Origin of the sequence: Ichthyenterobacterium magnum, assembly GCF_003610635.1 — a bacterium.
GTDB classification, from domain to species: Bacteria; Bacteroidota; Bacteroidia; order Flavobacteriales; family Flavobacteriaceae; genus Ichthyenterobacterium; species Ichthyenterobacterium magnum.
Window position 1 is genome coordinate 49344 of the sequence record NZ_RAQJ01000001.1, and the last position, 12501, is coordinate 61844.

General features: G+C 30.1%; 13 protein-coding genes. 1 reads left to right on the forward strand and 12 read right to left on the reverse strand.

The genetic code is table 11. The features are described 5' to 3' along the window. Positions 1 to 18: 18 nt before the first annotated feature. From BXY80_RS00230 to BXY80_RS00265, 8 genes are all read right to left on the reverse strand, one after another. A complete protein-coding gene (locus BXY80_RS00230; protein ID WP_120199218.1) occupies positions 19 to 1266 on the reverse strand; it encodes a glycosyltransferase family protein in 1248 nt (415 codons plus the stop codon). A gap of 9 nt (positions 1267 to 1275) precedes the next feature. Further along, positions 1276 to 2181: a class I SAM-dependent methyltransferase gene (locus BXY80_RS00235; protein ID WP_120199219.1), complete on the reverse strand. Its 906-nt coding sequence runs from the start codon at positions 2179 to 2181 to the stop codon at positions 1276 to 1278. A 7-nt stretch (positions 2182 to 2188) separates the two neighbouring features. Further along, positions 2189 to 3289 (reverse strand): non-hydrolyzing UDP-N-acetylglucosamine 2-epimerase, encoded by a 1101-nt coding sequence (gene wecB, locus BXY80_RS00240; protein WP_120199220.1) that lies wholly within the window; start codon positions 3287 to 3289, stop codon positions 2189 to 2191. A 128-nt stretch (positions 3290 to 3417) separates the two neighbouring features. After that, positions 3418 to 4257, reverse strand: coding sequence for a glycosyltransferase family 2 protein (locus BXY80_RS00245; RefSeq protein WP_120199221.1), 840 nt, complete (start codon positions 4255 to 4257; stop codon positions 3418 to 3420). A gap of 6 nt (positions 4258 to 4263) precedes the next feature. Continuing rightward, positions 4264 to 4896 carry a glycosyltransferase family protein gene (locus tag BXY80_RS00250; RefSeq protein WP_120199222.1) on the reverse strand — a complete coding sequence of 211 codons (633 nt, stop codon included), beginning with the start codon at positions 4894 to 4896 and terminating at the stop codon, positions 4264 to 4266. A gap of 186 nt (positions 4897 to 5082) precedes the next feature. After that, on the reverse strand, positions 5083 to 6219 hold the full coding sequence (locus BXY80_RS00255; protein WP_120199223.1) for a glycosyltransferase: 1137 nt from the start codon (positions 6217 to 6219) through the stop codon (positions 5083 to 5085). Beyond that, on the reverse strand, positions 6207 to 7208 hold the full coding sequence (locus BXY80_RS00260) for a glycosyltransferase family 2 protein (RefSeq protein WP_120199224.1): 1002 nt from the start codon (positions 7206 to 7208) through the stop codon (positions 6207 to 6209). The genes BXY80_RS00255 and BXY80_RS00260 overlap by 13 nt, the downstream gene beginning before the upstream one ends. A 90-nt stretch (positions 7209 to 7298) precedes the next feature. Next, on the reverse strand, positions 7299 to 7499 hold the full coding sequence (locus BXY80_RS00265) for a hypothetical protein (RefSeq protein ID WP_120199225.1): 201 nt from the start codon (positions 7497 to 7499) through the stop codon (positions 7299 to 7301). 589 nt (positions 7500 to 8088) lie between these two features. Here BXY80_RS00265 and BXY80_RS00270 point away from each other — a divergent pair. Next, positions 8089 to 8835, forward strand: coding sequence for a hypothetical protein (locus tag BXY80_RS00270; RefSeq protein WP_120199226.1), 747 nt, complete (start codon positions 8089 to 8091; stop codon positions 8833 to 8835). A 145-nt stretch (positions 8836 to 8980) separates the two neighbouring features. Here the strand turns inward: BXY80_RS00270 and BXY80_RS00275 are convergent, their stop codons facing one another. The 4 genes from BXY80_RS00275 to BXY80_RS00290 all read right to left on the reverse strand — a co-directional run bounded on the left by BXY80_RS00275 (position 8981) and on the right by BXY80_RS00290 (position 12501). Beyond that, positions 8981 to 9769: a class I SAM-dependent methyltransferase gene (locus BXY80_RS00275; RefSeq protein WP_120199227.1), complete on the reverse strand. Its 789-nt coding sequence runs from the start codon at positions 9767 to 9769 to the stop codon at positions 8981 to 8983. A gap of 18 nt (positions 9770 to 9787) precedes the next feature. Further along, a complete protein-coding gene (locus tag BXY80_RS00280; protein WP_120199228.1) occupies positions 9788 to 10879 on the reverse strand; it encodes a glycosyltransferase family 4 protein in 1092 nt (363 codons plus the stop codon). Between the two features lie 78 nt (positions 10880 to 10957). Beyond that, complete coding sequence (locus tag BXY80_RS00285) at positions 10958 to 11806, reverse strand: glycosyltransferase family 2 protein (protein ID WP_147376087.1); 849 nt, start codon at positions 11804 to 11806, stop codon at positions 10958 to 10960. Then, a complete protein-coding gene (locus BXY80_RS00290) occupies positions 11803 to 12501 on the reverse strand; it encodes a sulfotransferase family protein (RefSeq protein ID WP_120199230.1) in 699 nt (232 codons plus the stop codon). The genes BXY80_RS00285 and BXY80_RS00290 overlap by 4 nt, the downstream gene beginning before the upstream one ends.

The window sequence follows — 12501 nt, forward strand, 5'->3', positions numbered from 1 at the left end:
CATATTAAATATTTAAGTCTAGAGTTGCATAATTAGTTGTTTTAAGGTTGTAAACCACATGTACGTTTTTAAATCTGGTCTGTTTAGATATTGTAATTCAGATTTATTTTTCCAATAATCATACATGGTTTCAATATGTGTTGCTATACGATCAACGTCATCTATCTCAGCTACAAATTCATAACGTTCTCCTAAAAGTCTTGAAACCTCACTATAGCTTGGCCCCAAATACAAAATAGGCTTATTAGCTTTTACACAATGCGGAAATTTACCAGGTAAAAAAGGGCTTATTTCAGACTTAGCTTCTAAAATTACATTAACCGAGGCATGCTCCTGCATACCTTGCACATCTTTATAACTAACATAACCTGGGCTTACATAAAGTTGAGAAATTTGTTGTTCTTTAGCATCCAAGTACGTTTTAAAATAAGCTTTATGTCCTAACAATAATAATTGAGTATCTGCTTTTGCTTCTGGGTGTTTATTTAAAAACAATTCAAATCCCTCTATTAAGCCTTTTGGGTTTCTAGGTTTCATCAAGCTTCCTGCATGCAATATAGTAAAACGCTCCTTTTTAAAATACAATGGTAATATTGACCTGTCTATTTTAAAATCTGAAATTTGATGTGGTATAACAATGCCGCGTTCTAAAAAATCCGGATAATAACTTCCCATCCACTCTTTTAACAACTGACTGGGGAAAATTGCATGCGCCGATTGCTTTGAAACGGCTCTAAAAAACTCTTGTTGCTGGTAATAGCCTGGTGCCACCCAATTATACGGTCTTGGGTAAAAATGCATAGGGTACGGATCATGCACATAAGCCAACCATTTGCTATGCCATTTATCAAGTTTAAGTACTGCCTTGTGTGCCCTAAAGCTTGCAGCCTTACTTAGCGTAAGCACCCAATCTGGCTTAAAATTAGTTTCTTTTTGCAATGCCGTTTTAATACTGTACACATCATTAAAATGAGAAAAAGAAAAGCCCCAGCGTTTTTCAAAAAAAGGATTAATGTTAATTTTAAAAACCTTCCAGAGCATAACCTGAAGCTTACTAAGCACATACATAAAAGTAAACTTCTGCTCAGAGATTGAAACACAGTCAATCCCTTTTAAACTTGTCGCTTTTCGTGTATAATGATACACTTTTAAATCAAAACCAGACTGTTTTAGATTTCTAATAACATCTACATTAGCTTTAGATCCGCTACTATCTTCAATATTAATAGATTCAGTTACTATTAATATGTTTTTTTTTTCTACCAAAATGTATATCTAATTTTTAACAATCCATAAATTACCTCCTGTATTTTTATAACAAAATGGCATTTTTTCAAATAAAGAACTGTGATGAACATGTAAATAATCTGCAAACAATTCAATACTAAATTCTAAATTATACATCAAAAAAGCTCTTAAAATATAATTCTCATTCCAATTTATACCTTTATAAACCCATTCCTTTGGGTACTCAAATGGATAAAATATATCATGAAAATGGATATGCACGCCTTTGTTTAAAATCGGTAAAATTTCAAACAAAATATAATTAACATCACTTCCTGTTTTTGATACATGTGTACTATCAATAAACAAAATATCCCCCGAATTTAATGCTTTAAATATATCAAGATTTAATAATTGCAAATCACTTTTAATAATTACATTTTTTTCTTTGTCTTTAGTTTTCATTAAATCAAATAACCTTTCTGGATATGGGTCAATAAATGTTAAATTTATTTTATTATCAAAATAAAAATCATTTGTATCCAACATAATTGCAGAGGAGAATCCAGAACCTATTTCAATAATTTTTTTAGGCTGTAAATGCATCAACATTGCGAATAAAATTATTCCATCTGTATGCCCATAATAACCATTATTAAACTGATATCTTAATTTTAAATCTTTTTCAAAAATATATGGAACTTTGTTATAGAACTCACTTAGCTGTAATAACAATTCTTTTTGGTTTTCAAAGTTTAAATTAATGCCATTAACACCTTCTACTTCCCTATTTTGCCAAATCTCCTTCTCTCGCTTTTTAACCTCACTTATTGAGATTACTGGTGAATAAAAATGCCCATTAGGGTATGCTGAATTTAGGCTATACTTGTATAATGTTCTTATATAGGGTAATTTGTTTAAAAACTTTTTAAAATAATTTTTTATTTTTTTCATTCCTAAATCATTTAAAATAATCTTTAATAAAATTAACTATAAGTTCAGCAGCTTTTCCACTGCCATAAGGATTTACTTTAGTATCAAATTTAGTGCTACTAAGTAATTCTAATGTTTTATCTATAATTTTAGATGTGTTTGTTCCTACTAAAAAAGAATGTCCAGACAAAACACCTTCCAACCTTTCTGTTACTTCTCTAGTAACTAGTACTGGAATATTAAATGTTGGGGCTTCTTCTTGAATACCACCAGAATCAGATATAATAACCTTCGCTTTTTTCATCAACCAAACAAACGATGGATAATCTAACGGCTCTATAAGATGTATGTTTGCAATACCTTTTAATTTATCAAAAACAACCTGCCTTACATTTGGGTTATAATGTACTGGAAATACAATTTGTAAATCATTTTTAGATAATTCTAATATAGCATTGCATACATTAATATAACCTTGTCCAATATTTTCTCTCCTGTGTCCTGTTACCAGAATAATATCACTATTTAAATCTAGTAAGTTTTTTAAGTTTTCAATTGATGGATTAGAATAACCTTTTGCTAATTTATTTCTAGTAAATTTTAAAGCATCAATAACTGAATTTCCTGTTATTAAAATATCTTTTTCTTTTACACCTTCTTCAAGTAGGTTTTTACTTGCGCTAAATGTAGGAGCCATGTGGTAGTCTGATAATCGTCCTGTTAGTTGTCGGTTAATCTCTTCAGGAAATGGAGCGTGTTTATTATATGTTCGCAAACCCGCTTCAATATGCATGACCTTTATCTGTCTATGAAATGCGGCGAGAGCAACCATACTTGATGTGGTTGTGTCTCCATGCACAATAACTAAATCAAATATTTCACTATCTAAAATTGCATCCATTTGAAATAAGATCTTAGAACTTAAAAAATTTAAATTTTGATTTTTTCTCATCAAATCTAAATCATAATCCACTTTTAGCTGAAAAAAATCTATTACCTGATCTAATAATTCTCTATGTTGAGCAGTAACACATAGTTTATATGGTATATTTTTTTTATGCAACTCATAACATATTGGAGCCATTTTTATAGCTTCAGGGCGCGTTCCTATGCAAACAAGTATTTTCATTACTTTCTAATCTCTCTTTTTTTTTAAAATTATTATAAAATTAAACTATTACTATAATCTTATTTTTTAAATTATTGATATTAACAATAAATTTCAAAAACTCTTAAAATCTCTGCAATTTAATCGTATTAAAAATAAAGCCGTTTTATACTTGTTATATAATATAAAACGCTTGGCAAAATGCCTTCTGTAATTCTATAATACAAGGTTCTTCCTTTTATTAGCTTGTGCTTAAACGGTTTGCTTTCACTATCATTAGCACTTGATCCTTGGCTAATATGTACAATTTTTGCCGCTGGCACAATCATACTTTCCATTTCCGGAAAATACGTTTTAATTCTATAAGATAACTCTGTATCTTCGCCATACATAAAAAACCGTTTATCAAAACCTCCAACTTCATCAATAATGCGCTTTCTAACAAAAAAATCGGCTCCAGAAACGTAGTCTACAACAAACGGAATATTGCTCGTTGTAGGAATTGCTCTTCTATTGGCATTTAAATAATAGTGTTTTGAGTAAAAATACTTCCAAAAAGAGCCTTTTACAAACAGTCTAAAATTAGGAAAATTACCCGCAGAAACATTATATAACAAATCTGGAGTTAATAATTGAGCTCCAGCTACACTTACGTTTTTATTTGCAGCATTTTCCATAAAATTATAAAGAAGCTCTATAGCATTATTTATTAAGTACGTATCTGTATTTAACAAAAACAGATATTTTCCATTTGCTATTTTAATTCCTTTATTATTAGCTTTACCAAAGCCAAGGTTTTGCTTATTCGCTATTACTTTAACCTCTGGAAATTTCTTTTTAATAACAACAACAGAATCATCTTTTGAGTTATTATCAACCAAAATAAGTTCTATAACTATGTTTTTTGTAAAATCATAAACAGATTGTATGGCATCACATGTTAATTTACAGGTATTGTAGTTTACAAATATTATGCTAACATCTACCATATTTTATTATAAATCTTTGTATGTTTTAAGCTTACCTTCATCTTTTAAATTAAGCCAAGAGCTAGAGCTGTTTGCCGTTTTAATATAATAGTCTTGCTCGGCGGTTAAATTATTAAAATCTATATACCAACCGCCATGCTTTGCTATATAAGGGTATTTAGTACGTATGGCTTTAAAAAAATTTTTCCAAACTGGTTTTATGCCGCTTGGTCGGTATAAGGCAAATGTAGTATCAATTTTTGCTATATAGTTGTTATTCTTGTCTTGTTTTTTATAAAACTGACGCTCCCATTTTAATACAGTCTGCTTTTCTTTATTTGTGTCTGGTATATCGTCTATTTTTAAACTAAACCCTACTTTATTTACATCTGGATTAGCATTGAGTATAGTTTTAAAATGCCATAAAAAATCATGCGGACATTCACTAAGTGGTACAATATCTGGATCGGTTACTACATAATACCCTTTTGCATAGGTTTTAAACAACTCTTCCTGATTCCAAAACACCCTATGACCGTAGTTTTTATGAAGCCTATGTATTTTAACTTGGTCATTAATCTCTTTAAAATACGCAATTAAAGGCGCATAGGTTGAGTTATTATCTATAATTATAATATTGGTATATGCATTATCTTGCAAAAAGCTTAGTAATTGTTTTAAGTAAAAAAGCTGATTGTAACTTATAATAATAATCGGAATAGATTTATAATTTTTGTTATGGTGACGCAAAGTGGTATTAAATATTAAATTGTAATAATAGTAACAATAATACCTGAGTGTTAACACGCTTTTTTTAAGCTTTAAATCCTTCACTTTTTAGGCTTTTTATAAATCTTTATATATAGAAATTATCCTTTGTCTAATCTGCATATGGTCTAAACGCTTTAACGCAAATTCTTTATTGATCTTATTAGCATAATTTATTAAGTCTTTATCTTGCAAACAAGACATTATCAAAACTTTTATAGAGTTTATATCTTCTGGATCAGTAATCAACAACCCATTTTTATTATGTTCTATAATTTCTTCTGTTACACCTCCTGGACTTGATTGTATAGGGAAAGCTCCCATTACAATAGCCTCTAATAGTGTATTAGGCAAACCATCAGAAAGACTATTACCTATATAGATAAGTGACTGTCCCATTAATTTAATAACTTCTTCATGTGTTAATTCTCCTGTTCTAAAAACCTTAATCTTTAACTTTTTATCTTTAATATAATTCACTACAGAAGTAGTAGCACCAAAAACTATAACCTCATATTGTTTTACACTATCTATAGAGGCAATGGCTTTTATTACAGATAAGGCTCGTCCAAAATGATGTTGGTAACCTTTAATTAAGATAATTCTTCTGTTCTTTAAAGGCTCTTTAAATTTAGACATATAATTAATATCATAACCACCACCACCAGGAATAACCTCTAAGCTCATGCCTTTAAACCCTAAAGCTCTTGCTATTTTTAAATCTCTTAAACAGTCTGCATGCAAATAATTAATACGGTTTAACACTGCCTTTATTTTAAGGTTATGTGTTTCAATAGTTCTATAAAAAAACAAATCGCTACCCCAACAAGAATAAACCCATTTTAAGTCTAAAAACTTATTCATAGTTTTTAAAATGGGGTAAGAACATGATTGCATTTCAAAACTATGAACAACGTCTGGGTCTATTCTTTTTATCAAATTAGCGAGAGCTTCATTCTCAGAAACTTCTAAATAAGGCTTTATAAAATTATAAAACTTAGGAAACTTTTTAGATAACAGATACTCTCCTTTTATATAAGGAAATTTCCTCTTTTTCCAATGGGTAAACTGTGTAATAGTCGTTTGGGTTTTAAAATAACCTTTATCTAATACATCAAACCAATACAACTCAAAACTCGAATGCTCTAAGTTTTCAATCCATCTAAAAAAATGAATAGATGGCATCGCTACTAGAAGAATTTTTATTTTACCCATTTTCTTGATAGCTTATATATACCAATACCTTTTATATTATTAAGCTTTTTTAAATATAAAAATTCTAAGAGTTTTAATTTAAATAAATCAATTCTATTTATATAACCATTTGTAAACATGTATTGTTTTAAAACATAACTTTCAGATTTTAGATTAGCAATATTAGGCAAGATATAATTCCTGTATATTTTAAGATAGAAAACAAATTGTAGTTCCCTAAACTTGTTATACTTTATGCTATCATTTTTATAATAATTAATCATAGTGTCGGTAGAATTAAAATATTCTAATAGCGATTTACTAATTAACTTTATAAAGTCAATGGTATATTTATGATGTCTATCTTCTTGCCTGTAAAAACAATCTGGCTGAGCATCTTCTAGTATTTTTATTTGTTCGGTATCAGTTTTAAATAATACTTTAATAGCAAATTCTACATCTTGAAACCTTTGAAGTCTTTCATTAAAACGTGTTTTTAACTCATCTCTTTTTATGAACATTGATGTTAATTGCCATGGAAGTTCATGCTTTAAAAACATAAGCAAATAGTTTGCCTTTATATTTGAGTATCTGTTAACAACTTCATTAGAGTCAAAAGGCTTTACATAAAACCTTAACATTTTAAATATAAACAAAGAAATGCTTGGGTTACTTATAGCTACTAACACTCGTGTTTCAATGCAGTTTTTTGCTAGTAAATCATCTGAGTCTAAAAAGACAATATAACTTCCCCTACTCAATTCAAACCCATAGTTACGACAAGCATTAGCACCTTTTGGGCGTTGAGCTGGCCGTTTATAATATTGAAAACGACTATCCTTTTTACAATAAAGGTCAAGTAAATTAGCAGTAGCATCTGTACTACCATCATCAACCACAAGACATTCCCAATTTTGGTAAGTTTGAGCCAAAACACTGTCAAGCGTTTGCCCAATTGTATGAGCTCGATTATAAGTAGGAATAACTATAGAAACTAACGGAGTATGCACTAAATAAACATAATAATTAGAGCTCTAAAATACAGATTTAAAGGCAGTGCATAAAACCTAAATAAACATTTATTAGCAAACCAATACAAATTATTTTCCTTTAGCAGATAAAACAACTTGCACATTATTGGGCTCCATCATAAAATATTTACAAAACGCAGTAATACTTACAAAATAATTAGGCTGTAATTCAAAATGACTGTTAATGTCTTTAATTGTTTGTAACGCTGTCTTATCACAAACATTCATTAAAAACATAATATCAGCCGTATATAAAAATAACGGACTCATAATACAATTAATAAATAGTTCAAAAAAAGCAACCAGTTAATTGTAATTTTTAGGAGAGTAAACAAGTCTTAAATAACTACCTAACAATTGTTTACACAATAAATCTATAAAAATTACAGCAATTATGCAAATTATGTTTCTACACTAACCAATCAAAACAGCATTCCAAATAACCACAACCCAAAAACGATCAAGAACATTAAAGTTAAATGCATCACAATACACCATTAACTATCAACCATACCATAGCTATATCTAAGCCATACATAAGCCATACCTAAGCCATACATAAGCCATAGAAACAACACAAAAAAAACAACCAACAAAACACCATAAAACAGAAAAATTCATAAAAAAGCACCACCATTTTCCAAAAACAAGAAACATAAAGAACAAAATACCATTATCCTAAAAATAAAAAATTTTGCAAAAAACATAAAACTAAATTAGTCCTTGCACAAGGTATTTCAATGAGTAAAACGAGCACTTAAAAGCTCATACGTAAGTAACCAAATCATAAAATACCAAGGCACCCAAATTATTTTATTTAACCAGATGTACATTATTACTACATCACAAATCTTAAATTATGGCAAAAGTTAAAAGCCTAATCAAGTTTGAAGGAACACTAGATGATTTAACATTTTACAAAGGCGAAGATGGCTATCTAGTAAGAACCAAAGGCGGTATCAGTAAAAACCGTATTCAAAACGACCCTTCGTTTGTACGAACTCGAGAAAACAATGCCGAGTTTGCCAATTCTGCAACCAGTGGTAAATACCTCAGAAGAGCCGTAACTGCACTTATGTACGATGCAAAAGACCCAAGAGTCACATCCAGATTAACACAAACCATGAGTCGTGTTAAAAATGAAGATGTAACATCGCCACGTGGCTTACGTACCGTAGCCATTGGCTTGGCAACAGCACCAGGTAAAGCATGGTTAAAAAATTTCGACTTCAATAAAAATGCTGTGCTAGAAAGTGTTTTGCTCACTAACTTTACCCTAAATACCACAAATGGTGAAATTGTTATTACAGATTTAGTACCTAGACAACAATTAGGCACGCCTGAAGGTGCAACACATGTAACCTTTAGTAGCGGCTTTCTAAACCTAGATATGGCAACAGACGAAAAGGACATAGAGTTAAGTGCAAGTGTTAACCTGCCCATCAACCTAACACCTACAACCGTAACCTTATCGCCTGCAACACCAGCAGGTACAGGGCAAGCGTACTTCTTCTTAAAAGTAGCATTCTATCAGGAAATTAACGGCACACAATACCCTCTTAACAACGGTGCATTTAATGCCTTACAGTTACTAGAAGTAGTCTAGTGCTACTACAACACAAAGGCAAGTAATATTTTTACTTGCCTTTGTTATAACATAAAATGCTCTAGCTCCTAAGCGGTCTCTAAAAGTTCCTGCAATAAATATACTAATGCTCACTATTATAAGTAAAACCTAGTACATCAATTTACTATTTAGTACAATTATAAATGAGTTCTGAAGGTATAAAACCATACATTTTCAATTCTTTTTTTGAAAACTTTAAAACGTAATCATCCTCTTTAACTTTAAAACCAACAGCATTTAATCTGTCTTTGTAATCTCTACCATAAAGTCTTACATGGTCATTTTGTCCAAAAGCTTTCTCTCGACCTTCTGGTGTTGTAATAGAAAAATCTTCATAGGTGTCTTCGTTATTGTAATCAATTGGAACCTGAAATATGCCAGTGCCTCCTTTTTTCATAACTCTAAAAAGCTCGCTCATAGCTAATTTATCATCTGGAATATGCTCTAAAACATGACTGCATATAATAAAATCGAAAGTTTCATCTTTAAAGGGAATCTTTGTGATATCAACTTTCATAGTTTTTGTATTACCTGCATAATTATATTCCTCAGGGTTTAAATCACAAGGTATATACGCTACATTTTGCATGTTATCAAAATGATTATAAAACATTTTTTCTGGCGCAAAATGTAGCATTTTAATTTTAGTGCCTTTTCTTAAAAAATCTAACTCTTCTTCAAAATATGTCCAAAGTAATCGATGCCGCTCTAAAGAACCACAAGTAAAACACCTTGCATTTTGCCTTTTAACCAATCCATACGCTTGAAAATACTTAAATTGAGATTTACAAATAGTACACTCTACACCGGTACCAACATGAGCGTTATTCTTTTTATAGCTATTATACTTATAATAGCTATAAAGCAAGCTTTTCGGAAGTACTTTCTTTATAATTTTTTTAATTAAATACATTATCAGTTAGCTTTTTAGTTAAATTATAAGCATTTTGTCAAGCTTTTTTATATGCCGCTCTAAAGAAAAATACGTTTTAATTCGTACTCTACCTGCCACTCCTAGTTGCTTAGCATAGTCAGTAGAATTCAATACGCTTAACATATGTTCACGCATTGTAGCAACATCATGCGCCTCACAAAGCAAGCCTGTTTCTTTATGTAGTATCACATCAGGTATCCCAGCATGGTATGTAGAAATCACAGGCAAACCTGCTGCACTGGCTTCTAAAACAGCAAGAGGTGTCCCTTCCATATCACCATTATCGGCGGTAACAGAGTGCTGTACAAAGGCAAGAGATTCAGATAAATAACCTCGAAACGCTTCTGGTGTAATAACACCTAAAAACTTTACATTACTTTCTATGTTGTAATGCTTTACTAAGTTTCTACAAGCATTAAGCAACGCACCATCTCCTGCCATTAATAATAGGGCTTCTGGGTATTTGCTCAACACCTCTTTAAAGGCCATAATAGTATAATACGGTGCTTTTTTATTAGTAAATCTGCCTATAGCAATAAACTGTTGCTTACTAAACGTTGCTTCAACCTCCAAAAACTCAGGCTGAGGCCCATACACATTATAAACCAATTTAGCCTTAGGGCATCCCAGTTGCAAAAGCATTTGTTCCATAGGTTTTGAAACCGCAATGACCTTATGGGCAAGAGCAAAAACATCTTTATAATAATTACAATGTTCTATCACATGCTTCACGCTAGCATCATAACCATGAAAGTGTACCACAATTGGTATATTCAATATATTTAAAACAGGCAGCAAATGATAAGCATGTGTACCATACTCTATTAAAACGCTATCAATACGGTGCTTTTTTAAAGATGTAATAATTGCATTTGTCCAAAGATAATGATATGGTTTTTTAAAAACCTTACGCTTTATTTTTTGTATTAAGGCAGATACACCTGTTCTCAATAGTTGGTGACCTTCTATCTTTATATGTTCACCAACGCCATAATAATAAAACACATTGCCCTTTAGGTAATTTTTATGTGCCTGAATAAAGGTTTCAGAATATGGATTTTGATTTGGTGTAAAAATTGCGATATTCATTTCTTATTTTTTTGCAATACCATATAGTCCTGTAATCATTTGTCAATTTTACATTTATGAATTGTCTCAAACCCATGATTAAAATTTAAATAGATTTTTAAGTTTCTTATAAGTACTATTACTAAGTTTATTTAATTCTAAAGTATGAAACCTTATAATATCATCTATTTTTTGATGAACACTAACATTAAAATTTTCCTTAAAATGTAACTGTAATACTATCCTGCTTTTATGATATGCCTTTTTTGTAATATGGTTTGTAATTCCTTTTTCATTTTTTCTGTATACACTCATGTATTCATCAATTCTATGAAGACTCCCTTTTGATGCAATAATAGCAAACAATGCCATATCGCCACTTTGTACCTTCAAAACCCAATCAGGAATAAACTCTACATTTTTTCTAAAAACAAAAGAACTAGTATGAAATAAAGCTATTTTTGAAATAGTATCATCTAAATTATAGACTTCTTTATTATAAACTCTCCAAGGTACAAAACTAGTATTAACATCACTTTCATTTGTACTCATTGTATTATGAAAGCTACCAGAAAACGAATCATTCTTCTTCAAAAAATCAATCTGTTTTTGTAATTTTAATGGGTCTGTCCAATAATCATCTCCCTCGAGCATAGCAATATACTTAGCATCACTCTTTAAACACAAATCATATATCTGTTTGGCATTTTTTGAAGGCCCTAAATTTTTTTGATTTAAAATCAAATAAATTTTATCTGGATACCTTTTTTTAAGTTGTTTACATATCTCAGCAGTCTTGTCAGTTGAGCAATCTTCACCGATGAAAAGTTTATAATTAAAGTTCGTCTTCTGCATTAAAACAGACTCTATAGCTTGCTTAATATATGCCTCATGATTATACGTGACCATCCAAATAGCTACAGTCAAACTTGATTCAAATTTATTCAATTTCCAAACATTTTTTTTAATACCGTCTTTGTTTTAAGAACTAAAGATTTATTTTTAGAATCTACAACTAATAATTCTTTTTTTTGAATTTCCGCCTTATTAGCATGAGGGAACTTAGTCTCTGGTATCGGTTTATTTAAAAAAGCACATAAAGTATCCCATCCATCATTCTTAAATAAATTCATAGGTAAGTAGTGAAAATCATTATTATCAAAATGTGTCATTAATTCCTTGTTTGATTCCAAATAATAACTCTGAATATGCTCTTTAGTATTCTCTAAAGTTGTAATATTAATTATTTTTTTTAAATAATAAACTACCCCATATCTTCCTTTAGAATGAAAGACATTCAAAGCTGTATTCAAATTAGAATCAAACTTTGTTAACATTTTTAACAACGAACTATACCATGACTCTACTTCTCTTTGTGTATGTATAAATTTTGCGCGAGGATATTTTGTAGTTAAATATTTGTATAAGTCTGTACCTCCCCAAGGTAAATCAGTAAAAGCGTCATAATAATTGATAAGTCTATCAATTTCCTCAAAATCATTATTAACATATAACCCTATTAAATAGTTTGTATGATTATTATCATAATGACCTTTACAAGTTTTATATCCTAAAATCGTTAATGCTTCTTCTAAAGACGTAGTTCCTGTTTTTGGAAATCCTATGCAAAATATTTTGTCCAT